Origin of the sequence: Streptomyces sp. CA-249302 (assembly GCF_050936785.1) — a bacterium.
Taxonomy (GTDB): Bacteria; Actinomycetota; Actinomycetes; order Streptomycetales; family Streptomycetaceae; genus Streptomyces.
Window position 1 is genome coordinate 2,064,001 of the sequence record NZ_JBNJMG010000001.1, and the last position, 25,141, is coordinate 2,089,141.

Below are 25,141 nucleotides of genomic sequence, written 5' to 3' on the forward strand. Positions count from 1 at the left end.
GGAGTAATGGAGCTACGAGCTTATGAGCGCATTCACTCTTCTCAGTCAGTTCTGCACACGCAGGCGATTTCGGAGGTCACGAAGCGTCGATGAAGCGGTCGAGAACGCGCACGCCGAACTTCAGGCCGTCGACCGGCACCCGCTCGTCGACACCGTGGAACATGCCCGCGAAGTCCAGCTCCGGCGGCAGCTTGAGCGGCGCGAAGCCGAAGCCGCGGATGCCGAGGTCGTCGAAGGACTTGGCGTCCGTGCCGCCGGAGAGCATGTACGGGATCGCCTTGGCGGCCGGGTCCTCGGCGAGCAGCGCGGACTGCATCGCGTCGACCAGCGCCCCGTCGAAGGTCGTCTCGACGGCCTTGTCGGCGTGCACGTCCTCGCGCTTCACCTTCGGGCCGAGGATCTTGTCGATGTCGGCGAGGAACTCCTCCTCGTACCCGGGCAGGAAGCGCCCGTCGACGTGCGCGGTGGCCTCGCCCGGGATGACGTTGACCTTGTAACCGGCGCCCAGCTGCGTCGGGTTGGCCGTGTTGCTGAGGGTCGCGCCGATGAGCTTGGCGATGCCGCCGAGGCGGGCGAGGGTGCCCTCCATGTCCTCCGGGTCGAGCTCGGTGCCGAGCGCGTCGCCGAGTTCGTCGAGGAAGGCCCGGGTGGTCTTGGTCACCCGCACCGGGAACCTGTGCCGGCCGAGCCGGGCGACGGCCTCGGACAGCTCGGTGATGGCGTTGTCCCGGTGGATCATCGAGCCGTGTCCGGCGGTGCCGGCCACGGTCAGCTTCATCCAGTGCATGCCCTTCTCGGCCGTCTGGATCAGGTACAGCCTGCGCTGCTCGTTCACCGTGAAGGAGAACCCGCCGACCTCGCTGATGGCCTCGGTCACGCCGTCGAAGAGCTGCCGGTGGTTGTCTACGAGGTGCCGGGCGCCGTACGTGCCGCCCGCCTCCTCGTCGGCGAGGAACGCCAGGACGATGTCCCGCGGCGGCTTCCGGCCGCTGCGCAGCCGGTCACGCACGACCGCCAGCGTCATCGCGTCCATGTCCTTCATGTCGACGGCCCCGCGCCCCCACACGCATCCGTCCGCGACCTCGCCCGAGAAGGGGTGGTGCGTCCAGTCGTCCGCGTTGGCCGGTACGACGTCCAGGTGGCCGTGGATGAGGAGCGCGGGCCGGGACGGGTCCTCGCCCTCGATGCGGGCGACCGTGGACGCGCGCCCCGGATGCGACTCGAAGATCTCCGGTTCGAGCCCCACCTCGGCGAGCTTCCCGGCGACCCACTCGGCCGCCGCGCGCTCACCCGGACCCGAGTGGTCGCCGTAGTTGCTGGTGTCGATCCGGATCAGGTCGCGGCAGAGGTCCACGACCTCGTCCTCGCCGCTTACGGCCCTGGCCGTGTCCGTGTCGCTCACGCTGCTTCCTCCCGCTGTCACTGCTGGTGGTTCCCCTCATCCTCCCTCCGACCCGGGCCGCACCCCAAGACCGGGCGTCCCTCGTCACATGCCGTTCACGCGGACACAGGGGGTGACCAGGGGCCCGTCCAAAGCCTGGTAGTGTTTCCTTCGTCGCCGCGGGGGAAACCCCGCACGACAGACACCTTGTCCGGGTGGCGGAATGGCAGACGCGCTAGCTTGAGGTGCTAGTGCCCTTTATCGGGCGTGGGGGTTCAAGTCCCCCCTCGGACACCAAGTAGAAGCCCCTCGGCCGATCATCGGCCGGGGGGCTTCGTCGTATCCAAGCGGCCCGGCTTGTCCACAACCCGCCGCCGATGACCGTCCCCGGTCAGGTTCCGCAAGATTCCCCGCGATCCGGCGAAGCCCCAGCTCCCCGTATGTGCTCCGGCGTACGCCGGGCTTCGCACAGGCTTCCGGATTTACAATTCACTTGACTCTACCTTACAAGGCTTGTTGACTGGTTCGCAGCCAGTGACTCCCAGGTGGCAAGGGGTGAAGCTCAGTGAGGACCCAGGGAAGCCTGACGATGGAGCGTCGGCCGGAGGCCGGCTCGAGAGTCACCCCGGGGCGCCCGCAGCCGCTGGGCGCCACCGTCGACGCCGACGGCGTGAACTTCTCGGTCTTCTCCGAGCACGCGACACGGGTCGACCTCCTGCTCTTCGACCGCTGCGACGCGCCCCTGCCGTCCCGGGTGGTGCGGCTCCATCCCGAGCGGCACCGCAGCTTCCACTTCTGGCACTGCCATGTGGCCGGCCTCGGCCCGGGCCAGGTGTACGCGTACCGGATCGACGGCCCGCGCAACACGCACCACTCCGGGGCCCGCTTCAACCACCGCAAGGTGCTCCTCGACCCGTACGCGCGGGCCAACATCAACAGCTGCTGGGACCGCACGCACGCGATCGGCGGCGGGGACAACGTGGAGCACTGCATGCGCTCCCTGGTCGTCGACCTCGACGACTACGACTGGGAGGGCGACCGCCCGTTACGCACGCCGATGGCGGACACGATCATCTACGAGGCGCACGTCCGCGGCCTGACCGCCTCCCCGACCTCGCGGACCGCCCACCCCGGCACCTTCTCCGCGGTGGTCGAGAAGATCCCGGAGCTCCAGCGGCTCGGCATCACGGCCGTGGAGCTGCTGCCCGTCTTCGACTTCGACGAGACGCAGATCCTGCGCGCCGGCCCGGACGGCACCCCGCTGCACAACTACTGGGGCTACGACCCGTACGGCTTCTTCGCCCCGCACACCGGCTACTGCGCCGAGCCCCATCTCGCCGGTCACATCACCGAGTTCCGCGACATGGTCAAGGCGCTGCACCGGGCGGGCATCGAGGTCATCCTCGACGTGGTCTTCAACCACACCAGCGAGGGCAACGAGTTCGGGCCGACGATCAGCTTCCGCGGGATGGCCAACGACGCGTACTACCACCTGTGGCCGCAGGACCGCAGCCACTACATGGACTTCACGGGCTGCGGGAACGCGGTGAACGCCAACCACCCGATGGTCACCAAGTTCATCCTGGAGTGCCTGGAGTATTGGGTCACCGAGCACCACGTCGACGGCTTCCGCTTCGACCTCGCCTCCGAGATGTCGCGGGGGCCGATGGGGTACGAGATGGCCGTACCGCCCGCGCTGTGGGCGATCGAGCTGTCGCAGGTGCTCGCCGAGACGAAGATCATCGCGGAGCCGTGGGACGGCGGCGGGCTGTACCAGGTGGGCCGGTTCCCGGGGAAGCGCTGGGCGCAGTGGAACGGGCCGTTCCGGGACGACGTACGGCGGTTCGTGCGCGGGGACGCCGGTCTGGTCGGGGAGATCGCCTCCCGGCTGGGCGGCTCGGCCGACCTGTTCTATCCGCAGCAGGTGCTGCCGACCAACAGCATCAACTTCGTGACCTGTCACGACGGCTTCACGCTCAACGACCTGGTGTCGTACCAGCACAAGCACAACCACGCCAACGGCGAGTCCGACGCGGACGGCGCGCACGAGAACTTCAGCTGGAACTGCGGGGTCGAGGGCCCCACGGACTCCGAGGAGGTCGAGCGGCTCAGGATCCGGCAGATCAAGAACCTCCTGTCGGTCCTGATGCTCAGCCGGGGCGTCCCGATGCTGCTCGCCGGGGACGAGTTCCGCAACAGCCAGCAGGGCAACAACAACGCCTACTGCCAGGACAACGAGACGTCCTGGCTGGACTGGAACCAGGCGGAGAAGGAGACGGAGATACGTTCCTTCACCGAGCGGGTCATCGGGCTGCGCAAGCGTTTCGGGACCTTCCGCCAGGCCCGCTTCTTCACCGAGCGGCGCAACGAGCGGGGCCAGGCCGACGTCACCTGGCACGGCACCAAGCTGCTGTGCCCCGGCTGGGACCACGCGGACGCCCGGGTGCTGGCCTGCACCCTGGCCGGCTTCGACGGCGACCCCGACCTCCATCTGATCCTGAACATGTACCACCTGGGCCTGGACTTCGAGCTGCCGCCGATCGACGGCCACCGCTGGTCCCGGGTCCTGGACACCGCCTGCACCGGGCCGCACGACCTGCTGGCCCCCGGCACCGAGGAAGCCGTCGACGGGGACGTCTTCCACGCCCATGGCCGCAGTGTCGTCCTGCTCGTGGCCCTACCCGACGAGAAGGGCACCTGACGAGATGAGTGCCACCACCGATCGCCGAATCCTCTCCGACACCCTCGCGGGATACGTGACGTACCACAGCCCCACCCAGCACCGGTTCGGGCTGCGCACCTCCGACGGCCGCGAGTTCACCGTGCATCTCGCCCGCAACGTCGTCTCCCGCATCGTCCGCAACCTGGGCGACCCCTACCAGGACACCACCTCCCGCACCCGGGACATGCTGGGCACCGGGCGCTTCCTGTTCGCGTACGGGATCTTCTACGAGTGGGAGGGCGGCTCGCGCTTCGAGGCGAAGGAGATCACCTTCCCCGAGGAGAGCCGCGGCCACTACGTCTTCGAGCACCCCGACTGGTGGGTGCGGCAGGCCGCCGCTATCGCCGACTTCTATCTGCGCGGCCAGTTCCCGGACGGCAAGTTCGACTGGCGCAACTACCGCACCCACCTCACCCTCGACGGCGCGCATCTGCCGGAGCACGCGGGTGAGAACGTGCGGCAGGAGACCGACACCATCTCCCGGCTGGTGTACGGCCTTTCGACGGCGTACCTGCTGACCGGCGAGGACCGGTTCCTGGACGCGGCCGAGAGCGGGACCGAGTACTTACGGCAGTACATGCGCGTCGACGACAAGCAGGACGGGATCGTCTACTGGTACCACGGCATGGACATCACGCCGACCGGGCGGCGCAAGGTGTACGCCTCGGAGTTCGGCGACGACTTCGACGCGATCCCGATGTACGAGCAGATCTACGCGCTGGCCGGCCCGACCCAGACGTACCGGATCACCGGCGACCCGCGGATCCTGGACGACATCGACCGCACGGTCGCGCTGTTCCAGCGGTACTTCCGTGATGAGGAGCGCGGGGGCTTCTTCTCGCACATCGACCCGATCAACCTCAGCCCCTGCGACGACGCCCTGGGCCGCAACCGCTCCCGCAAGAACTGGAATTCCGTGGGCGACCACGCCCCCGCCTATCTGATCAACGCATATCTGGCCACCGGCCGCGAGGACTTCGCGGAGCTCCTGGAGGAGACGGCCGACACCATCGTGGCCCGCTTCCCGGACGAGCCGGACAGCCCCTTCGTACAGGAGCGCTTCCACGAGGACTGGAGCCCGGACCGCACCTGGGGCTGGCAGCAGGACCGGGCCGTCGTCGGGCACAACCTGAAGATCGCCTGGAACCTGACCCGGATCCGCGCGCTGCACGACAAGCAGGAGTACGCCGAGGCCGCCCGGCGGATCGGCGAGATCATGCCGCCGGTCGGCAGCGACCAGCAGCGCGGCGGCTGGTACGACGTGGTGGAACGGCGGGCCGACGCGGACAGCGGCATCCACCGGATGGTGTGGCACGACCGCAAGGCCTGGTGGCAGCAGGAGCAGGCGATCCTCGCCTATCTGATCCTGGCCGGGACGGGGGACGACCCCGAGTCGCTGCGGCTCGCGCGCGAGGCCGCCTCCTTCTACAACGCCTTCTTCCTGGACCACCAGGACGGCGGGGTCTACTTCAACGTGCTGGCCGACGGCATCCCGTACCTGGTGGGCACCGAGCGGCTCAAGGGCTCGCACGCCATGGCCGGCTACCACTCACTGGAACTGTGCTACCTGGCGGCCGCGTACACCGGGCTGCTGATCAGTCACGAACCGCTCACCCTGCACTTCCGCCCGCGCCCGGACGACCTGCCCGGGCGGGAGCTGAGGGTGGCGCCCGATCTGCTGCCGCCGGGTTCGGTGGAGCTGACCCGGGTGTGGGTCGACGGCCGTGAACACCACCACTTCGACGCGAAGCAGCTGACCGTGCGGCTCCCCGAGAGCGACGGGCCGGTGCGGGTGCGGGTCGAGCTGGAGCCCGTGCAGATGCGGCTGCGGATGCGCAGCGAGTTCGACGGCGGCACCGCGCACGTCCGCTGCGGCGGCGCGGTCGACGGCGGCGAGCTGGACAAGTTCCGCCGGGTGCTCGGCGAGGTGATGGCCGCGGGGCCGCGGCGGGTGGAGTTCCATCTGTCCGAGGTCACCGAGATGTGCCGGCCCGCGGTCAACGAACTGCTCGTGCAGCGCACCAAGGCGGGTCTGGACGTCGACTTCGTCGTCGTCGGCCATGTCCTGCCGGAGGTCCGCGAAGCCCTGCTTGCCACCGACGCCTTCCTGCTAGAGGGCGAGGAGGACTGAACCGTGACCACCACCCTGCCCCTCGGGCACCTCGCCGCGGAGTCGTACGAGCCGCCCTACGAGCTGCCCTACGAGCCGGTGGACCTCTCCGCGTACTGCCAGGACCTGTTCGGCACCCTGAGCCGCTCCGACCAGCGGCGCTGGGGCGAGGTCTATGTGCGCGGGCTGCTCGACGTGCCCGGGCGCAAGACGCCGGCCCGGATCTCCGAGCAGGTCCTCGGCCGCCGGGCCGTGCAGCAGATCCAGCAGTTCGTGAACCAGAGCCCGTGGCCGTGCGGGCCGGTGCGCCGGCGGCTCGCCGGGCAGCTGAGCCAGGCCTTCAGGTCCGAGGCGTGGTGCGTCGACGAGGTCGTGTTCGCCAAGAACGGCGACCGCTCGGTGGGCGTGGCCCGGCAGTACGCGCCCTCGCTGGAGCGGACGGTCAACTGCCAGCTGGCGCTGGCCACTTCGCTGGTGGGCCGGCACGGCGGGGTCCCGGTCAGCTGGCGGCTGATGCTGCCGGCCCGCTGGGACCGCGACGAACGGCTGCGCACCCAGGCCCACTTGCCGCCGGAGGAGCGGTCGCGGCCGCGCTGGCGGTACATCCTGGAGGCCGTCGACGAGATGCTGGAGGACTGGTATCTGGAGCCGCTGCCGGTCCTGGTGGACTGGCGCGGCGAGAACGACGTGGCGCCGCTGCTGCGCGGCCTGGAGGCACGCGGGCTCGCCTATCTCGTCGAGGCCTCGCCGAGCACGGCGGTCACGTTGCCGCGGCCGTGTGCCGGATCTCCGTACGGGAGCGGCACGTTGACGGAGCTGGCGGTGCACGCGGCGCAGCACCGCAAGCGGATGCCGATCGCCTGGCAGGACCGGGCGACGGCGCGGATGCGGCAGTCCCAGGTGCTGTCGGCGCCGGCGCTGCTGCTGACCGAGGCGCCCCACGGCGGGGGTGCGGGCGCCCGGTCGGCCGCCGCGCTGCCGCCGCAGCGGCCCCGGCACCTGGTGACCGACTGGCCCTACGGCCGGCCCACCCCGCGTGCCTACTGGCTGACCAACCTGCCCGGCCGCAAGCTGTCGGACGTGCTGCCGCTGGCCCAGCTGCGGACTCTGTCCGGAGAGAGCCTCGGGCGGCTCCAGCAGGACTTCGGGCTGGCCGACTTCGAGGGCCGCTCCTTCCGCGGCTGGCACCATCACGTCACGCTCGCCTCGGTGGCGATGGGGTACGACGCGCTGAACCGGCCCTACCGCTCCCAGCCGACGGCGGTGAAGTCGGTGTCGCCGAGGCCGGGGACGCCGTAGTTGGCGAGGCCCTCGCGGACCGCGAGGACCTGGGGGCGCTGGTAGAGCAGGACGTCGTGGCCGAGCCGCCAGAGCAGGCGGTCGGCCTGGTTGTAGAGCCGGTTGCGGCGTCCGGCGTCCAGGGTGTGCACCGCCTGGTTGAGCAGCGAGTCGACCTGGGGGCTGGAAATACGGCCGTAGTTCTCGTAGATCTGGTCGCCGGTCGGCTCCCGGTAGACGGGATACAGGGTGCTCGGATAGGTCAGTCCGGTGAATCGGAAGATCGCCAGGTCGAAATTCCCGCGGTTGAGGTACTTCGGCAAGTAGTCGTCGGCCGGGACTTTCTGGATCTCCACCTGGATTCCGGCCTGTTGCAGCATCTGCTGGAGAAGTTGGGAGAGGTCCAGACCGAGTCGGTTGGTGGCCTGGCTGAGAACGAAACGGAGCGTCAAATTCTGCCCGTTCCTGGTTCGTGTGCCGCTGTTGCCGTCACGGTGCCAGCCCCGCTGTTCAAGAATGCGTTCCGCGTCCTTCAGGTCGTACGTTCCAAGGGTCCCCGAATTGTCCTTGTAGCCCGGCTGGTTGGTCATGAAGAAGTGATTGCCGAGCAGCGGGACGCCGACGGGCAGACCGGTGCCGGCCACCTTCGCGAGCGCCTGCCGGTCGACGGCCTTCAGCACCGCCCGGCGCACCTCGGGGTCGGCGAGCGGGCCCGCGGCGCCGTTGAGGGCCACCTGGACGTCGTCCCAGGCCGAGCCGGTGCGGATGTCGGTGTCGTCGGCGTCCTTGAGGCGGTCGTAGAGGTCGGCGGAGGCGGCGTTGACCGCGTCGAGCTCGCCGTTCAGGAAGGCCTGGACGGCGGTGGTCGGGTCGAGGGTGCGCAGCACGATCCGGTCGAGGCGGGGCCGGGTGCCCCACCATTTCGGGTCGGGTACGGCGGTGAGGGTCTGGGCGGTGGCGTCCAGCGACCCGATGCGGAAGGGGCCCGCGGTGATGGGCGGGCCCTTGCGCCAGCCGTCGTTGAACTGCGCGGGGGTGGTGTAGGCGGCGGCCGGGTAGAGCGGGGTGAACAGCCGCTGCCAGTCGGCGAAGGGCCGCTTGAAGGTGACCTTCACCTCGAGCGCGTCGGCCCCTTGGCGTACCGAGGCAATGTCCTCGTAGCCGCTGGGGTCGACGACACGGTAGCGCTGGTCGCCGCGGCCGAGGGCGCGCCACTGGGCCGCGAAGTCCCGCCAGCCCAGCGGTTTTCCGTCGGACCACTTGGCCTCGGGGTTGAGACGGTAGGTGACGGTCTGCGGGGCGGAGGAGGTGACGGAGGCGGCGCGCAGGTAGTCCGGGACCGGGTGCGGGGTGCCCTTCGCGTCGCGGGCGAAGAGCCGGGGTTCGAGCAGGCTCATGACGGTGGAGACGTCGTCCCAGCCGCCGTCCACCTGGAAGTAGTTGAACTGGGTCAGCCACTGGTAGATCGGAAGAGTGAGGGTGCCGCCCTGTCTCAGCTCGGCCGGGGGCCGCGCGTTGATGTCCGTACGGCCGTAGGCGGGAACCGCCGCACTGGACTCGTCGCCGGAGGTGCCGCTGCCGTGGGCGGAGGTACAGCCGAACAGGAGCCCGCAGAGGGCGATCCATATCAGCGTGGGCCACAACGGCCTGTTGCGCACAGCACATCCGCTCATTGTGACGACCTCTCCCCGTATGAGGTTGTCCGGAGCTTAACATCAAGGCATGTCAAGGGCGTTGGCAAAAAGCCTCACGAACTCCCTCGCATTACTACTCGTTTCAACCTTTCTCTGCTATTTGATTTCCGCCATGGCGCTCGATCCGCGGGCCTACTACGAGCAGCGGACACCACGCCCTTCCGCGGCGGTGGTGGACGCTCAACTGGCCGGTCTCGGGCTGGATCCGGGAAAGCCGGTCACCGACCGGTTCGGCCACTGGGCGTGGCGGGCGCTGCACGGTGACCTCGGCCGCACGCTGGACGGTTCCTCGGTGAACGCCGAGTTCGGCAGACGGGTGGGGGTCACGGCGCGGCTGCTGGTGGCCGGCACGGTGGCGGGCACCGTTCTGGGCGTGCTGGCCGGGGTGTGGGCGGCGATGCGGCGGGGACGGCTGCCCGACCGGGCGCTGACGCTGTTCTCGTTCGCGGTGCTGTCGGTGCCGCCCTTCGTGCTGGGGCTGCTGCTTCAGGCCGGTGCCCTGTCGGTCAACGACGCCGCGGGCCGTACGGTGATCCGCTACACCGGCGAGCGGACGCCGGGCCTGCGGGGCGGCCTCCTCGCCCAAGTGGGCGACTCCGCCGTGCACTTGATTCTGCCGACCGTCTCCGTCGCGCTGGGCGCGATCGCCATGTACAGCCGCTACCAGCGCGGTGCCACGCTGGACGTGCTCGCCTCCGACCATCTGCGCACCGCCGAGGCCAAGGGGCTCACGCCCGGGCGGGCCCTGCTGCGGCACGGGCTGCGCACTTCGCTGATCCCGCTGACCGCGTTCTTCTCCTTCGGCTTCCTGACCCTGTTCACGGGTGCCGTGTTCACGGAGCAGATCTACGGCTGGCACGGCATGGGCAGCTGGTTCGTGGAGTCCGTCCAGAAGGGCGACGTGAACTCCGCCGTGGCGGTGGAGGTGTTCAGCGCCGCCCTGGTGCTGCTCGCCGGGCTGGTGGCGGACCTGCTGCATCGCGCGCTCGACCCGAGGGTCCGGTACGCGTGAGAGCCGGCCGCGGGGGATCGCCGGTGCGACGGTCAGTGCGCTCGCCGGGCGCGGTGGCGGGCGCGGCGCTGCTGCTCGGCCTTTTCCTGCTCGCGTTCGCAGGTCCGCTGGTGTCCCGGTGGGGTTACGCCGACATCGACTACTCGGCGCTGCACCGGCCGCCCGGGGCCGGGCACTGGTTCGGCACCAACCGGATCGGGCAGGACGTGTTCGCGCAGTGCGCGCGGGGCCTCCAGAAGTCCTTGCTCATCGGAGCTCTGGCGGCGTTCTTCTCGACGGGCCTCGCAGCGGTCGTCGGCGTGTGCGCCGGCTACTTCGGGGGCTGGGCGGACCGGCTGCTGATGCTCTTCGTCGACCTGATGCTGGTGGTGCCCGCCTTCCTCGTCCTGGTGCTGCTGGCGCCCCGGCTGCGCTCGTTCGGCTGGCTCGCCTACGCCGGACTGATCGCGGCGTTCGGCTGGATGGTCACCGCGCGGGCGGTGCGGGCCACGACCCGGTCGCTGATGAAGCGTCAGTTCGTACTGGTGGCCGGGTACATGGGAGTCGGGCCGGTCACGACGATCCGGCGGCACATCCTGCCGCACCTGGCGTCGTTCCTCGTCACCGACGCCACCGTGGCGGTGGCCGGGGCGGTGATCAGCGAGACCGGGCTGTCGTACTTCGGCTTCGGGACGCAGCCGCCCGACGTGTCACTGGGCACGCTGATCGCGGATGCCGCGGACGTGCCGACGACGTATCCGTGGATGTTCTGGTTCCCGTCGGGGCTGCTGATCGTGTTCGTCCTCGCCTGCCATCTGGTCGGTGACGCGTTGCGAGGCGTGCTCGATCCGGCGGGCGGGTCCGCGTCGGCGGATCCCGTGGGGAGCGGGGCGTGACGGCGTCCGGTGAGGTGCTGCTCGACGTGCGGGACCTGCGGGTCGAGCGGCCGGCCTCGCGCCGCTCTCCCGCGCTGCCGCTGGTGCGTGGCGTCGACCTGGTGCTGCGCCGCGGCGAAGTGCTGGGTCTGGTGGGCGAGTCGGGCGCGGGCAAGAGCCTGACCGCCCTGGCCCTGCTGGGGCTGAGCCCGCCGGGTCTGCGGGTGTCGGGCTCGGTGCGGCTGCTCGGCCGGGAGCTGGTCGGGCTGCCGGTGCGGGAGCTGGCCCGGGTGCGCGGCCGGCACATCGCCCTGGTGTTCCAGGACGCGCTCGCCGCGTTCACTCCGGTGCTCAGGGTCGGGGACCAGATCGGCGAGGTGCTGCGGATCCACCGACGCCCGCGCCCGGGGCGGGAGTCGGCGCTGCGCAGGGCGGTCGAGCTGCTGGACGCCGTCGGGGTGCCGGAGCCCCGGCGGGCGGCACGGTCGTATCCGCACGAGCTCTCGGGCGGTATGCGGCAGCGGGCCATGATCGCCATGGCGATGGCCGGGCGGCCCGACGTCATCGTGGCCGACGAACCCACCAGCGCGCTGGACGTCACGGTCCAGGCCCAGGTCCTGGAGGCGCTGGCCACCGCACGCAGGGCCACGGGGGCGGCGCTGCTGCTGGTCAGTCACGATCTGGGGGTGGTGGCCGGTGCCGCGGACCGGGTCGCCGTGATGTACGGCGGGCGGATCGTGGAGAGCGCCGGCGTGGACGCGCTGTACGGGGCGGCCCGGATGCCTTACACGAAAGGGCTGATCGGCTCGGTGCCGCGGATCGACCGGGACACACCGCCCACGCCGGTGCCGGGTTCGCCGCCCGCGGCCGGGTGGCCGGGGCCGGGGTGCGCCTTCGCGGCACGCTGTCCGCTCGTGGTGGAGGCGTGCCGGGTGCTGGAGCCCGAACTCGACGGTGTCGACGGCCATTTGGCCGCCTGCCATCGGGGCGAGGTCGCGGCGGGGCTCGGTGCAGCGGAGCTGTTTCCACCTTCGGCGGGCGGGACGGCGCAGCTGCCGGGCCGGCAGACGGGCGGGACGGCAAAGGCGGTGGGCGGGCAGGCGGGCGGGACGGCGCAGGCGGCGAGCGGGCAGGCGGGCGGGACGGCGCAGGCGGCGAGCGGGCAGGCGGGCGGGACGGCGCAGGCGGCGAGCGGGCAGGCGGGCGGGACGGCGCAGGCGGCGGGTGGGGCGGCGCGGGCGGCGGGTCGGCAGGCGGGTGGGGCGGCGCTCCGGCAACGGGTGGACGGGGACGTGGTGTTGCGGATCTCGGGGCTGGCCCGGTCCTTTCCGGTGGTGGGTGGGCAGGGCCGTCGGGCGGGGCGCGGTGGGGCGGGTGCGGTGCGGGCCGTGGAGCGGGTCGATCTGGAGGTGCGGCGGGGCGAGACGCTGGGGCTCGTCGGTGAGTCCGGGGCCGGGAAGTCCAGCGTCCTGCTCCAGGTGGTCTCCCTGGCCGCGCCGCAGTGCGGGACCGTCGAGGTGCTGGGCCATGACACCGCCCGGCTCGGCCGTGCCGTGGCGCGCCGGCTGCGCGGTGCGGTGCAGTTCGTGCCCCAGGACCCCATGTCGAGCCTCGATCCGCGGATGCCGGTGGGCGACATCGTCGCCGAGCCGCTGTGGGTGCAGCGGGTTCCCGCGGAGCGGGTCGCCGCACGGGTCGGGGAGGTGCTGCGGCTCGTCGGGCTGGACCCGGGCGACGCCGCCGGATACCCGCACGAGTTCTCCGGCGGGCAGCGTCAACGGATCGCCATCGCCCGGGCGTTGGCCGTGGAGCCGGAGCTGCTTCTGCTGGACGAACCCGTGTCCGCGCTGGACGTGTCGGTGGGGGCCGGGATCCTCGATCTGCTGCGCAGGCTGAAGGAGGACCCGGGCCCTGCGTGTCTGTTCGTCTCCCACGACCTGGCAGTGGTACGGCAGATCGCCGACCGGGTCGCGGTCATGTACGCCGGTCGCATCGTCGAGACCGGCGAGGTCCGGAAGGTGTTCGAGCGGCCGGGCCATCCGTACACCAGGGCACTGCTCGACGCGGTGCCGGTGCCGGATCCCGTCGCGCTCCGCGACCGCCGCGGGGCGGTCATCCTGCGGGGCGATCCGGGGTCACCCGGCGAGGAGGTCCGGGGGTGCCGGTTCCGGACACGTTGCCCGATGTACGCATCGCTCCCGAAGGAGCGCCGAAATCGCTGTGAGCGGGAAATTCCCGAGCCCCTGACGACGGCTGTGGGGGGTGGCCGATCAGTGGCATGTCATTTTCCGCTCACCGATGCCCGTTCCGCAGCAGGGCCTGATTCCCCGCCGCCGAGGGGCTGACGTATTCCGAAGGATTCAGCAGCACCCACCGGGCCCAAGGGCCGGCTGCTCTTCGACCGCCCCCGCCGACGCCCTTCCTGCTGCGAGGAAGGCTCCGGCACCGGCCAGTCCGGCGACGAGCAGGACGGCCAACAGTATCGCCGCGAATTTATGCATCACTCCCTTTTCCCCACTCTCCTATAGATTTACATTTACCAAATGAGTCAATCGAACATTACAGATCAAGTCAAGCAAGAATTGAAAGTACAGATACAACGGGAATCGGAATTTCCATTTCCTGCCACCGGCGTCCGGGTGCCACGGACGGAACAGGAGACTTTCAGCCGCTACGGGAAGCAGGGCGGCGAAGCCCATTGGCGTGCCACAGTCATGCTGGTATTGTGATCTATGACATCCGAGTCATGTGCTCACCCTGGAGCAGTAATATGGATCAAGCGGAAGATGCATCTCCGGTCGAGGTGGGCAGGCGCATCCGGGTCCTCCGCACCAAGCTGGGTCTCAAGCAGCAGGATCTCGCCTCCACGGATATCTCCGCGAGTTACATCTCGCTCATCGAATCCGGGAAAAGGGCCCCCTCGGATGCGGTGGTCGCCTCTCTCGCCGGAAAACTGGGGTGCTCGCCGGACCATCTGCGAACCGGCCGGGACGACCACGCCGTCGAGGACACCCGGCTGAAGCTCGCATTCGCCGAAATGGCCCTGCGCAACGGCGACAACGGCGAGTCCCTGCAGGCCTTCGGTGAACTCCTCGCCAAACCCGTTCTGCTGGATCCCGCGATGCGGCTGCGCGCCCGCATCGGCCAGGCGACCGCGCTGGAGAAGCTCGACCGGATCGAGGCGGCCATCCCGGTGCTGGAGGAGCTGACCAGGAACCCGTCGCTCGCGGCCGGCTCCGACGCGTGGTGCCGGATCTCGGTCGCCCTCAGCCGCTGCTACCGCAACATGGGGGACATCACCCTCAGCATCGAGATCGGCGAGCAGGCCCTGGCCACGCTCGACTCCCTCGGACTCGACGTCACCGTGGACCACATCCAGGTCGGCGCCACGCTCATCGCCTCGTATCTCATGCGCGGCGACATCACGCGCGCCCATCTCCTCGCCCAGAAGCTGATCCCGGTGGCGGAGGAGCACGGCGGCCGGGCCGGCCGGGGCGCGGTGTACTGGAACGCGGGGCTGGTCGCCGTCTCCCGGCGGCAGCGGAGCGAGGCCCTCGCCCTCACCGAGCGGGCGCTGGCGATGATGGCCGACGACGACAATCTGCGGCACGTGGCCATCCTCAAGATGAACGTCGCCTGGCTGGAGCTGGAGTCCCCGCAGCCGGACACGCAGCGCGCTCTCGGGTTGCTCGAAGACACCGCCCAGACCCTCGCTGAGCTCGGCACGGCCGTGGAGCAGGCCAAGTGCGAGATCTGTCTGACCGACGCACACACCCAGCTCGGCCAGTGGGACGACGCCCTCATGCACGCCCGGCGGGCCCTCGGGCTCCTCGGCTCGGGCCCGCGCGTGGAAGCCGTCTCGGCCCGGCTCCGGCTCGCCGAGATCCTGCTGCTGCGCGAGGAGCCGGAAGAGGGCCTGCGCAACCTGCACGCGGCGGCCCGTCAGCTGCGGCACTTCACGCCGTCGTACGAGACCGCCCAGGAGTGGCGCCATCTCGGCGACGTGTGGAAGCGCCAGGGCCGTACCAAGGAGGCCCTGGAGGCGTACGAGCAGGCCCTCCAGGCCTCGGGCATGCCGACGACCTATGACCCCGCGCAGGCGGCGGCGTTGAGCCGGCAGCACCAGGACTGAGCCGGGCGGTGCGGTGCCGCCCGGTGTTTCTCCCCCGTGAGCCATCGTCAGCTCACCGCGCCTCTGGGACGGCCGGCGAGCAGGTCGATGATGGTGCGGGCGAAGAGGTGGCAGTGCTCGCCGGTGCGGGCGGTGACCAGGTCGCCGTCGACGACCACGTCCCGGTCGACGTACTCGCCGCCCATGTTGCGCAGGTCGCCGAGCAGGTTGTTGTGCACCACGGCACGCCGGCCGCGGACCAGTCCGGCGACCGGCGCCGCGAGCCACATGCCGTGGCAGATGACGCCCTTGAGGATGGCCGGGTCGGCGAAGGCACGGCGCAGGAACCTTGCGGCGGGCGGGAGTTGGGCCGGGTCCTCGGTGTAGCGCAGCCGGTCGGCGACCATGCCGGACGGGACGATGACCGCGCTGAACTCCTTGAGCGCGAACTCGTCGACGTCCTCGAAGGACTCGGTGACCGTGAACGGCATCCGGTGCTCGTGCCCCTGGAAGGTCATCTCCTTCGCGCCCCACAGCCGGGACAGGAAGTGGACCTCGGCGCCCTCCTCCGGGAAGCGGTGGCGGTAGTAGAGGATCTCGGGTTCGTAGAAGTCGCTCTCCATCAGTACGGCGATCTTGTGACCCGTCAGTCGCACCGCTACCGTCCCCTCCCCCGCCGCTCGGTCACCAGGTCGATCAGGAACGGGCCGCGGTGCGCGAGCGCCTCGGCGACGGCCGCCGGCACCTGGCCCGGCTTCTCCACGCGCAGCGCGGGCACGCCGAGCGACCGCGACAGGGCGACGAAGTCGATCGCCGGCCGGGAGAGGTCGAAGATCTCCGGGTACTCGTGCGCGGGGATGCCCTGCGCGCCCCAGTACTGGTCGATGTTGAGTTCCAGCAGCTTGTAGCTGCTGTTGTTGCAGATGACGAACTTGGCGCCGATGTCGTGCCGGGCCGCCGTCCAGAGCGCCTGGAAGGTGTAGAGGCTGCCGCCGTCGCCGGTGAAGCCGACAACCGTGCTGTCCGGGTGGGCCAGTTGGGCACCCAGTGCCCCCGGGATGCCGACGCCGAGGGAGCCGCCGCGGGTCTGGTGCCAGCGGCCGGGCTCGGCCGCCGGGAGGGGGCCGAAGAGGTCCGGGGAGGCGGTCAGGGACTCGTCGAACAGGACCACGTCGTCGGGGAGTCGAGCCGCGAGCTCCTCGGCGAAGGCCACGTGCGGGAGTTCCTGGGCGTCGGCCCGCTCGCGGGCGGCGCGGGCGGCGGCCGTCCGTGCCTCGGCCCGTTCGGCGGCGCCCCGTCGCAGCCGGTCCTCGGCGGCCGTACGCTCCTCGCGGCTCATCCGCGCGCCGATCGCGTCGGCGAGCAGCGCGAGGGACCGCTTCGGGTCGGCCACCAGGCCCAGGTCGACCGGGAAGTTCTTGGCGATGGCGTCCGTGTCCAGGTCGATGTGGACCACCGGCACGCCCTCGCCGAAGACGCCGTACAGGGCCGGGAAGACCTCGGGCAGCGCGTACGTGCCACACAGCAGTACGGCGTCCGCCGCGCCGGTGACACGACGGCTGCTCTCGCCGAACATGTGGCCCAACTGGCCCGCGTACGCCGGATGTCGGACCGACAGATTGGCCTCGGCCCAGTCCGCGCCCCACACCTCCGCGCCCCACACGGAGGCGAGCCGGCCCAACTCCTCCTGCGCGCCCGCGAAATGGATGCCGTCGCCCGCGATCACGATCGGCCTGCGCGCATCGGCCAGCAGCTCGGCCGCGCGCTCCAGGGATCGGGGGTCTGGCGCGGAGGCGGTGTCGGGGTAGGTCACCGGCACCGCCTCCTCGCTCGTGGGCCGGTCCAGCACGTCGGCGGGGAGGACGACGAGGACCGGCCCGTACGGCGGGGTGCCGGCCACCTTGAAGGCGCGGCGCAGGACCCTGAGCGTGGAGTCGGGGTCGACCACCCGAGTCGCCCACTTGGTGACCGGTTCGGCCATGGCGACCAGGTCGGCGGCCATCTGCGCCTCCATGGCCTCGTAGCGCAGGCCGGCCTCGCCGGTCACCACGACGAGCGGGGCGTGGCCGCGTTTGGCCTGGTAGAGCATGCCGATGCCGTTGCCGAGGCCCACGCCGGAGTGCAGCTGGACGACGGCCGGGCGCCGGGTGGCGCGGGCGTAGCCGTCCGCCATGCCGACGGCCACCGACTCCTGAAGGGTGAGCACGTACTCGAGCGCCGGGAAGTGGCGCAGTTCGTCCAGGAAGCCCTGCTCGACCGTGCCGGGGTTGCCGAACATGTACGGCACCCCTTCGGCCACCAGCTGTTCCAGGAACGCCGCCCGGGCCGGCCTGCTGTCCATGGGTCTGCCTCCTTGTGAGCGGCGGTGGCTAGGCGGACCGGAAACCCCACTGGCGCAGGCCCTGGTCGAGGACCTCGACCGTCTTCTGGCCGGTGAGGTAGGAGTCGGGGGTCGAACGCCCGGTGATGAAGGGGTAGTCGACGATCACCGAGGTGGTCTTGCCGAAGTTGCCGTGGTAGGCGCCGCCGGGGGCGGTCGCGTCGCGCAGGATGTACTCCAGCGGGTACGGCGGCGGGCCCATGTTGAAGTCGGTGCCGACGAAGCCGGTGCCGTCGAGGTAGTCGTACTCGATGCAGTGCCCGGTGACGTGCTTGCCGCGGATGATGCTCTCGCGGTCCTCCTGCTCGCGCGCGAAGGCCAGGCAGGCGACGCCGTAGCACTCCGCGGCGATCGGGCGGTCCAGGCCGTGGAAGGCGAGGATCAGGTCGTGGACGCGCCAGTTGTTGGCGAGGTCGACGATGGGGCCGCTGCCGCCGACGATCAGGAGGGCGTCGTAGCGGTCGGCGATCTGCTCGCGGACCTTCTCCAGGCGGGTGTTGTAGGCCTCCCAGTCGCGCAGGAAGTACGGCTTGGAGCGGTAGGGCCGGTCCGGGAGCCAGGAGGAGAGGTCGAGCGGGTTGTCGAGGCGGTCGGAGGCCTCGACGGCCTTGACCTTCGCGGCCATCTCGGGCGTGGTGACGGAGCGGCCGAGGGGCGGGTCGACGTAGTCGGGGTCCATGCTCGGGGGCAGCGCCACCGGCCGCTTTCCGGTCGGGGTGGCGAAGGTGAGGTGGTAGCCCGCCCTGTCGAAGGTCTCCAGGGGGCCGATGAGTTCCTCGCCCCAGTAGCCGTACTCGGACAGGACGACGAGGATGCGCCTGCTCATGGGGTTCCTCTCGGTCGGCGTCGGTTCGTACGCGTGAACCGCCGAACTCATGTCTAGTTTTCGGGCTTCGGCCGGTACCAGCGGGGAGGGCACCCGGTGCCGCACATCCCCAAGTGGCAGACCGCACTACGGCAAATCGGGGCGTGACGAGGGGTGTTGTCCCATGCGCAACGAAGGACGCCCCCCGGTGGGCGGAGGGCGTCCGGTGTCGGTGCGCGGGACTCAGAGGCGGAACAGACCCGGGTCGGCGACCACGACGTCGAGGAGCACCGGGCCGTCGGCCGTCAGGGCGCCGCGCAGGGCCTCGCGCAGGCCCTCGGGGCTCTCGACACGTTCGCCGCGCACGCCGAAGCCCCGGGCCAGCTGGGCCATGTCGAGGCCGCTGAGGTCCCAGCCCTTCTGCCAGGACTTCTGGTCCTCCAGGTAGTACTTGAGGGACAGGTAGCCGGAGTTGTCGGGGATGACGAAGGTGACCGGCAGCTGGTGCTGGGCCGCGGTCCACAGGGCGTGCAGGGTGTACTGCGCCGAGCCCTCGCCGACGACCACCACCGCACGCCGGTCGGGGCGGGCCAGGGCGTAGCCGACCGCGCCGGCGAAGGGGAAGCCGAGGGCGCCGCTGGCCGTGGCGAAGTAGCCGTTGTCCGCACCGAGCGGGATCTGCTCGTGGAAGTCGGCGCGGGCGATGGGCAGTTCCTCGAACAGGGCGGCGTCGTCCGGGAGTTCCTGGGACAGGACGTGGAAGAGGTAGGCCTGGGTGAGCGGCGTCGACGGCTCCGGGACCGGCACCGGCTCGCGCACCGGGGCGAGTTCGGTGCGCTCGCGCTCGGCGACCAGCGGGACGAGGGCCTTGACGACCGCGCCGGGCGGGGCGACGAAGCTCTCGTCCGCGAGCGTCGCGGCGGCCGCCTGCGGGTTGTCGGTGACGTGCAGGAACCGTACGTCCGGGGTGAGTTGGGGCCGCGGGGACTTGTCGAGGTCCGCGGGTGCGGTCGAGAACAGGTCCCAGGCCGTGAACAGGGTGAACGCCGGGCCGCCGAGGACGACGACCACGTCGTGCTGGGCGGCGAGCCGCTCGTTGACCAGCTCGGGGATGGGCGGCAGGACGCCGGCGAAGAGGGGGTGGTTCTCCGGGAAGGCACCGCGGTTCCACACCGGGGCGCCCCACACACGGGCGTTCAACTTCTCGGCGAGGGCGATGAGTTCGCCGCGCGCGCCCTGTGCGTCCACGGGACCGCCGGCCACCAGTCCGGGCCGCTCGGCGCCGCTGAGGGCCTCGGCGATCCGTGCCAGGACGGCCGGGTCCGGTACGACGGCGCTCTCGACCTGGGCTATCCGGATCGGCTCCGGGTCGGCCGGGCGTACCCAGTCGTCCTCGGGGACGGCCACGAACACCGGGCCCTGCGGGGCCTGTTTGGCGATCTGGTAGGCCTGGGCGATCAGCGCGGGCACGTCCTGCGGGCGGCCGGGCTCGCCCGCCCACTTGATGTACGGCCTGGGCAGCTGGGTGGCGTCCTTGGCGACCAGGAAGGGGTCGCCGAGCAGCATCTTGCGGGCCTGCTGGCCGCCGAGGATGACCATCGGGGTGTTGGCTGCGGCCGCGGTGTAGACGCTGCCCATGGCGTTGCCGAGGCCGGGGCCGCCGTTGATGAGGACGAGGGCGGGTTCGCCGGTGCCCTGGGCGTAGCCGTCGGCCATGCCGACGACGGAGGCCTCCTGGAGGCCCATGACGAAGCGGAACTCGTCCTCGGGCCAGTACTCGAACAGCTTCATCTCGGTGTGGCTGGGGTTGCTGAAGACGGTCGTCATGCCCAGGGCGCGCAGGACGTCGAGGGTCGCGTCCCGCACGGTGCGGATGGTGGCCGCTTCGTTGGTGGCGGTCATGGTGATCAGGCTCCTGAGTCGGGGTGGGTCGGTTCGAGCGCCGCCACCGCGCTGAAGACGCGGTCCGGGTCGTAGCGTTCCTTGACCTTCAGCAGCCGTCCGGCGCCCGGGCCGAACGCGGCTGTGGCGCGCTGGTGTTCCTCCGGGCCGAGCAGGTTGGGGTAGCCGCCGGGCAGTGCGTGCCCGGCGAGGGCGGCGGACACCTCGTGCGCCCAGCGCCGGTGCGGCGCCGCCGGCTCGGCGGGGTCCCAGGCGGCGCCGATCTCGACGAGCAGGTGGTCCCGGCGCAGTGCGAAGGCGGTGTCCTCGGAGCGGACGCGGCTCGCGGCGCCGTGGAAGTGGTGGACGTACATGCCGGAGTACGGCGAGGTGGCCGTGGCCGCCGCGTCGACGATCAACTCAATTGCCTCGTCGGTCAGTTCGGGCAGCCAGCGGGTGCCGACCTCGTTGTGCCGGCCGTCGACGACGACCTGGTCGAACATGCCGAGGACGCTCGCGTACTCCTGCGGGCAGACGCGGCCGGCGAGAGGGGTGCCGAGGGCGTCGAAGCGGTCGATGACCCGGCGGCCCTGTGCGATGTCCCCGCACCAGACCGGCAGCAGGTAGATCAGCGGCTGGCCGTCGGGGCCGCCGAAGAAGCCGGTCATGACGGTGAGTTCGTCGGCGGCGGAGGCGGTCACCTCGCGGTGGCCGCGCAGGACGGCGGCGGCCTGGGCGAGCGGGTAGAGGATCATGCCGGCGAGCACGGTGCTGATCGGGTGCAGGCGGACGCGCAGTTCGGTGACGACGCCGAAGTTGCCGCCTCCGCCGCGCAGGGCCCAGAACAGGTCCGAGTTCTCGTCGGCGCTCGCGACGACGGGGCGGCCGTCGGCGAGGACGACGCGGGCGGAGACCAGGTTGTCCAGGGCCAGGCCGCACTGGCCGGCCAGCAGGCCGTAGCCGCCGCCGAGGGTGAGTCCGGCGAAGCCGACCGCCTTGACGGTGCCGGTGACGGGGGCGAGGCCGAGGGCCCGGGTCGCCTCGACCAGGTCGCCGGCCCTGGCGCCGCCCTGGGCCACGGCGGTGCCGGTGGCGCGGTCGACGGTGACGCGCCGCAGGTCGGCGAGGTCGATCACCAGGCCGCCGTCGGCGGTGGCCCGGCCCGCCCAGTCGTGGCCGCCGCCGCGCACCGACAGCGGCAGACCGTGGGCCCGGGCGATGCGGACCGCCCAGGTCACGTCCGTCTCGTCGGCGGGGCGGACGATCACCGCGGGCCGCGCCTCGACCGCGCCGTTCCACAGGCGCCGGGCCGGCTCGTAGCCCGCGTCGCCCGCCGTGAACACACCGCCGCGCAGGGTGGTACGCAGGGCGCGTACGGCGGCCGCCGACGCGGGAGTGGTCGTTGAGGGTGCCATGGCTCCACCACTTCTCGTGTGGTCCAGGGGATGGACGGAGGGTCCGGGGGATCGGCGGACGGCCCGGAGGATGGACGGACGGTCCACGGGACGGTCGGATGCGAGGACGGGCCGCGCGGGTCCGGGGATCGCACCGGACGGCCGGAGGACGAATCGGGCCGGCCCCCGGATCCCTCACAGTCCTGGAGCCGGCCCGACGGGAGGAGAGCGCCTCAGGTCCCGATCAGCTCGTAGCGGCCCGGCTGTACGGTCTCCAGGTCCACGGCGGCGAGGAAGGACTGCGTCTCGGGGGCTCCGAAGAAGGCCCCGATGGTGGCCTCGGCGTCCTCGGGGGTCGCCCAGTGGACGGTCACCAGGTACTCGCCCTCGGCGCTCCTGGCGGTGGAGCGGGCCAGGAAGCCGGGCCGCTCCCGCAGGTACTCCTTCTCCATGGTCCGGTTGCGGTCCTGGAAGTCGGCGTCGCCGACCTCCGCGCGCAGCTTGAACCGGATGGTCTCGACGATGGTCATGTGCTCCACCTCTCCTGTGCCGTACGTGCGTTGAGGGGGCGGTTGAAGACGGGCGTGCCCGGCTGCTGCCGACGCCCGCCGGTGACGAGGGAGCCCGTCCGGACGACCGCGAACCCGAGCTCTTCGAGGAGCCCGGCCACGATCCCGTCGGCCTCGGCGTCGTCGCCCGCCACGAACAACGCGGTCCGCTCCTCGCGGGGTGCGCCGGGCCGGGCGAGGTCGAGCAGGTACTTGTAGTTGAGGGTGTTGACGGCCTTCACCAGCCGGGAGTCCGGGAGGTGGGCCGCGATCAGCTCGGAGGACGTGGTCCGGTCCTCCTCCAGCTCCGGGAAGATCCCGTCCCGGCCGGGGGTGTAGTTGGTGGTGTCGACGACGACCTTCCCGGCCAGCGCGCCGGCCGGGAGGGTCTCGTACACCCCGAAGGGGACGGCCACGAAGACGAGCGGCTCGCCGAAGGCGATCGCGTCCTCGACCGTGGCCGCCCGTGCCCGGTCGCCCAGTTCGGTGACGAGCCCGGCGAGGGAGCCGGGGCCGCGCCGGTTGGCGACGGCGACCTGGTGTCCGGCGGTGGTGAGCAGCCGGGCCAGGGTGGCGCCGATCTCGCCGCTGCCCAGGATGCCGATCCTCATGTGGGGGTCCTCTCAGCTGCCCGGGCGGTTGTACGCGTACGACTCGTTGGTGTCGGCCTCGTCCGGGACGAACTCGGTGACGACGTCCTTGGCCGCGTGGATGTTGACCATGCGGGCCCGGCCGGGGCCGAGGTTGGCGAACTTGTGCGGCATCCCGGCGGGTACGACGCAGATGTCGTCCGGCGTCGCGTCGACGGTCTCCCCGCCGGCCTCCAGCCGTACCGTCCCCTCGACGATCACGAAGATCTCCTCGTAGGGGTGTGTGTGGCGCGGGGGCCCGGCGTCGGTGGCCACGTCGACGATGAACGCCGAGACGCTGAGCCCGGGATGGTCGCTCGCGTTGAGGATGTGGGCCGCCACCTCGCCGTTGATCTGCACGGTGGGCAGGCCGCTCTTGGCGATGATCTGCATGGGTCGGTCCTTAGAGGGGGTCGGACACCGGGTCGGCCACGGGGGCCGGCGTCGGGGTCGGCTCGGCGGACGCCGGGCGCAGGCGGGTGGCCGCCCAGGTCGCGGGCAGGGCGACGATCATGACGATCAGGGCCAGCACGAACACGGAGTCGACACCGTGGCTCTCCACGGCCCAGCCGCCCGCGGCCGCTCCCCCGGCGATGCCCGCGTTCACGGCGGACGCGCCGAGCGTGGCCGCGAGGTCGCCGCCGGGTCCGGCGAGGGTGATCACCCGCAGCTGGAAGGAGGGCACCAGGCCGAAGCCGACCAGCCCCCACACGGCGAGGGCGACGGCGGTCAGGGCCGGGCTGTCTCCGACGTAGTGCAGGGCGGTGAGGATGAGGGCGAGCGCGATGTTGGCGACGACCAGCGTGGTCGCCGCGCCCCGGTCGGCGAACCGGCCGCCGCCGAACACGCCGACGGCGCTGGCGATTCCGTACACCAGCAGGAAGGCGCTGACGGCGCCGCCGGAGATGCCGGTGACGTCCTCCAGGTAGGAGGCGAGGTAGGTGAAGGCCGCGAACTGGCCGCCGAGCAGCAGCAGTCCGACGCCGAGCTGGGCCAACACCCTTGGCGCGAAGGCGTGTTTGGCCTGGGCGCCGAGCCCGACGGGTCCGGTGATGCCGATCCGCGGCACGAAGGCGAGGGTGGCGACCAGGGCCACCGCGCCCAGCGCGACGATGCCGACGAAGGTGGCCTGCCAGCCGATCGCGTTGCCGACCAGGGTGCCGAGCGGCACGCCGATGACGGTGGAGACGGCGATCCCGCCGAACACCATCGCCACGGCCCGGCCCTGCTGCCCGGCCGGCACCAGGTGCGCGGCGAGCGCGGAGGCCACGCCGATGAACAGGCCGTGGATGGCGCCGGTGATGACCCGGGCCACGATCAGCGCGCCGAAGCTGGTGGTGAGGGCGGCGAGCAGGTTGCCGACGAGGAACACCGACAGCGCCGACCAGAGCAGCAGGTGGCGGCCGAGCCGGATGGTCACGGCCGTCAGCAGCGGGCCGCCGATGCAGATGCCGAGGGCGTAGGCGGTGACGAGGAGGCCGGCGGTGCCGACCGAGACGCCGGTGTCCTTGGCGATGAGGTTGAGGATGCCGACGATGACGAGTTCGGCGGTGCCGATGACGAAGGCACCCAGGGCGAGGGTCCCCAGGGCCAGTTGGGTACGCCGATGGTTCTCAGCGGTCTTCACGTGCGCTGTCCTCCGAGCCGATGATCCAGTGCTCCTTGACCGCCATGTGGTGCAGATAGCGGGGCTGTACGAAGGTGACGAGGTCGTCCTTGGCCGCCGTGTACTCCTCGGAGGCGGCGGCCTTCTCCAGGTCTTCGAGGCTGTCGAAGGAGAGCAGGTAGGCCGCATCGAGGAGGGACTCGCCGATGGCGTAGGCGCCGTCCCGGGTGAAGCACTGGAGGTAGCGGCGCAGGCCCGGCACCTTGAGCATCAGCTCGGCGTGCTCGCCGAGGCTGCGCTCGCGGAACTGCTCGACGGTGGTGCCCTCGTTCCGCTTCACCAGGGCGACGATCTTCACGCCGTCCGCGGGTGCCGGGTGGTCGCCGACGCGCAGCACGTGCGCGTCGGTGTCGAGGACGACGGTCCGCCAGAAGGCGGCCCACTTGGGCTCGTCGAGCCGGGCGCCCTCAAGGAACTCGGGGGTCTGCAGGGAGGCGAGCTGGTCCTGCTCGTTCTCCAGCCAGATCTCCGCGATACCGCTCCACAGGGGGTCCTCGGGCTCCGGCCCGAAGGGGATGCGGGTGTCGATCAGGTACTTCCTGATCTGCGGGATCCGGCTCGCGTACTGCACGGCGTGCACGTCGACCCAGTAGTCCTGGAACTCCTGCTCCGACATGCCGGGTTTGGGGTGGGCGAAGATCAGCTGGTGGATCATGGCCATCTCCAGAAGAAGTGA

At 71.2% G+C, this 25,141-nt stretch carries 20 protein-coding genes and 1 tRNA gene; 9 read left to right on the forward strand and 12 right to left on the reverse strand.

Features of this window, described 5'->3' with window-relative positions; translation table 11 throughout:
* Nucleotides 1–76: 76 nt before the first annotated feature.
* The gene (locus tag ACQEWB_RS09330; protein WP_432828971.1) at nucleotides 77–1,402 is read right to left on the reverse strand and encodes a M20/M25/M40 family metallo-hydrolase; all 1,326 of its coding nucleotides are present in this window, start codon (nucleotides 1,400–1,402) and stop codon (nucleotides 77–79) included.
* A 188-nt stretch (nucleotides 1,403–1,590) separates the two neighbouring features.
* Between ACQEWB_RS09330 and ACQEWB_RS09335 the strand changes: the two genes are divergently transcribed.
* The 4 genes from ACQEWB_RS09335 to ACQEWB_RS09350 all read left to right on the forward strand — a co-directional run bounded on the left by ACQEWB_RS09335 (nucleotide 1,591) and on the right by ACQEWB_RS09350 (nucleotide 7,512).
* Nucleotides 1,591–1,678, forward strand: a tRNA-Leu gene (locus tag ACQEWB_RS09335).
* A gap of 292 nt (nucleotides 1,679–1,970) precedes the next feature.
* Nucleotides 1,971–4,082, forward strand: coding sequence for a glycogen debranching protein GlgX (glgX, locus tag ACQEWB_RS09340; RefSeq protein ID WP_432828973.1), 2,112 nt, complete (start codon nucleotides 1,971–1,973; stop codon nucleotides 4,080–4,082).
* A 4-nt stretch (nucleotides 4,083–4,086) separates the two neighbouring features.
* Nucleotides 4,087–6,234 (forward strand): AGE family epimerase/isomerase, encoded by a 2,148-nt coding sequence (locus ACQEWB_RS09345; protein ID WP_432828975.1) that lies wholly within the window; start codon nucleotides 4,087–4,089, stop codon nucleotides 6,232–6,234.
* 63 nt (nucleotides 6,235–6,297) lie between these two features.
* The gene (locus ACQEWB_RS09350) at nucleotides 6,298–7,512 is read left to right on the forward strand and encodes an IS701 family transposase (RefSeq protein WP_432843718.1); all 1,215 of its coding nucleotides are present in this window, start codon (nucleotides 6,298–6,300) and stop codon (nucleotides 7,510–7,512) included.
* Here the strand turns inward: ACQEWB_RS09350 and ACQEWB_RS09355 are convergent.
* On the reverse strand, nucleotides 7,455–9,164 hold the full coding sequence (locus ACQEWB_RS09355) for an ABC transporter family substrate-binding protein (RefSeq protein WP_432828977.1): 1,710 nt from the start codon (nucleotides 9,162–9,164) through the stop codon (nucleotides 7,455–7,457). The genes ACQEWB_RS09350 and ACQEWB_RS09355 overlap by 58 nt on opposite strands.
* A 49-nt stretch (nucleotides 9,165–9,213) precedes the next feature.
* Between ACQEWB_RS09355 and ACQEWB_RS09360 the strand changes: the two genes are divergently transcribed.
* The 5 genes from ACQEWB_RS09360 (at nucleotide 9,214) to ACQEWB_RS09380 (ending at nucleotide 15,183) form a co-directional block, all read left to right on the forward strand.
* On the forward strand, nucleotides 9,214–10,197 hold the full coding sequence (locus tag ACQEWB_RS09360; protein WP_432828979.1) for an ABC transporter permease: 984 nt from the start codon (nucleotides 9,214–9,216) through the stop codon (nucleotides 10,195–10,197).
* Between the two features lie 23 nt (nucleotides 10,198–10,220).
* A complete protein-coding gene (locus ACQEWB_RS09365; RefSeq protein ID WP_432828981.1) occupies nucleotides 10,221–11,072 on the forward strand; it encodes an ABC transporter permease in 852 nt (283 codons plus the stop codon).
* Nucleotides 11,069–13,396: a dipeptide ABC transporter ATP-binding protein gene (locus ACQEWB_RS09370; RefSeq protein WP_432828983.1), complete on the forward strand. Its 2,328-nt coding sequence runs from the start codon at nucleotides 11,069–11,071 to the stop codon at nucleotides 13,394–13,396. Before ACQEWB_RS09365 ends, ACQEWB_RS09370 begins: the two co-directional genes overlap by 4 nt.
* Nucleotides 13,397–13,594: 198 nt before the next feature.
* Nucleotides 13,595–13,780 (forward strand): hypothetical protein, encoded by a 186-nt coding sequence (locus ACQEWB_RS09375; RefSeq protein WP_432828985.1) that lies wholly within the window; start codon nucleotides 13,595–13,597, stop codon nucleotides 13,778–13,780.
* Between the two features lie 41 nt (nucleotides 13,781–13,821).
* A complete protein-coding gene (locus ACQEWB_RS09380) occupies nucleotides 13,822–15,183 on the forward strand; it encodes a helix-turn-helix domain-containing protein (RefSeq protein ID WP_432828987.1) in 1,362 nt (453 codons plus the stop codon).
* 47 nt (nucleotides 15,184–15,230) lie between these two features.
* Here ACQEWB_RS09380 and ACQEWB_RS09385 read toward each other — a convergent pair whose 3' ends face one another.
* The 10 genes from ACQEWB_RS09385 to ACQEWB_RS09430 all read right to left on the reverse strand — a co-directional run bounded on the left by ACQEWB_RS09385 (nucleotide 15,231) and on the right by ACQEWB_RS09430 (nucleotide 25,120).
* A complete protein-coding gene (locus ACQEWB_RS09385; protein WP_432828988.1) occupies nucleotides 15,231–15,818 on the reverse strand; it encodes a DJ-1/PfpI family protein in 588 nt (195 codons plus the stop codon).
* 2 nt (nucleotides 15,819–15,820) lie between these two features.
* A complete protein-coding gene (locus ACQEWB_RS09390) occupies nucleotides 15,821–17,503 on the reverse strand; it encodes a thiamine pyrophosphate-binding protein (protein WP_432828990.1) in 1,683 nt (560 codons plus the stop codon).
* Between the two features lie 28 nt (nucleotides 17,504–17,531).
* On the reverse strand, nucleotides 17,532–18,368 hold the full coding sequence (locus ACQEWB_RS09395) for a type 1 glutamine amidotransferase domain-containing protein (protein ID WP_432828992.1): 837 nt from the start codon (nucleotides 18,366–18,368) through the stop codon (nucleotides 17,532–17,534).
* A gap of 222 nt (nucleotides 18,369–18,590) precedes the next feature.
* On the reverse strand, nucleotides 18,591–20,249 hold the full coding sequence (gene mdlC / locus ACQEWB_RS09400; RefSeq protein ID WP_432828994.1) for a benzoylformate decarboxylase: 1,659 nt from the start codon (nucleotides 20,247–20,249) through the stop codon (nucleotides 18,591–18,593).
* A 5-nt stretch (nucleotides 20,250–20,254) separates the two neighbouring features.
* Nucleotides 20,255–21,643 carry an FAD-binding oxidoreductase gene (locus ACQEWB_RS09405; RefSeq protein WP_432828996.1) on the reverse strand — a complete coding sequence of 463 codons (1,389 nt, stop codon included), beginning with the start codon at nucleotides 21,641–21,643 and terminating at the stop codon, nucleotides 20,255–20,257.
* Nucleotides 21,644–21,855: 212 nt separating this feature from the next.
* Nucleotides 21,856–22,152 carry an antibiotic biosynthesis monooxygenase family protein gene (locus tag ACQEWB_RS09410; protein WP_432828998.1) on the reverse strand — a complete coding sequence of 99 codons (297 nt, stop codon included), beginning with the start codon at nucleotides 22,150–22,152 and terminating at the stop codon, nucleotides 21,856–21,858.
* Entirely contained in the window at nucleotides 22,149–22,781 is a 633-nt protein-coding gene (locus ACQEWB_RS09415) for an NADPH-dependent F420 reductase (protein ID WP_432829000.1), read from the reverse strand. The genes ACQEWB_RS09410 and ACQEWB_RS09415 overlap by 4 nt, the downstream gene beginning before the upstream one ends.
* A gap of 12 nt (nucleotides 22,782–22,793) precedes the next feature.
* A complete protein-coding gene (locus ACQEWB_RS09420; RefSeq protein WP_432829002.1) occupies nucleotides 22,794–23,192 on the reverse strand; it encodes a cupin domain-containing protein in 399 nt (132 codons plus the stop codon).
* Between the two features lie 10 nt (nucleotides 23,193–23,202).
* Nucleotides 23,203–24,426 (reverse strand): MFS transporter, encoded by a 1,224-nt coding sequence (locus ACQEWB_RS09425; RefSeq protein ID WP_432829004.1) that lies wholly within the window; start codon nucleotides 24,424–24,426, stop codon nucleotides 23,203–23,205.
* On the reverse strand, nucleotides 24,413–25,120 hold the full coding sequence (locus tag ACQEWB_RS09430; protein ID WP_432829006.1) for an EthD family reductase: 708 nt from the start codon (nucleotides 25,118–25,120) through the stop codon (nucleotides 24,413–24,415). The genes ACQEWB_RS09425 and ACQEWB_RS09430 overlap by 14 nt, the downstream gene beginning before the upstream one ends.
* Nucleotides 25,121–25,141 lie beyond the last annotated feature (21 nt).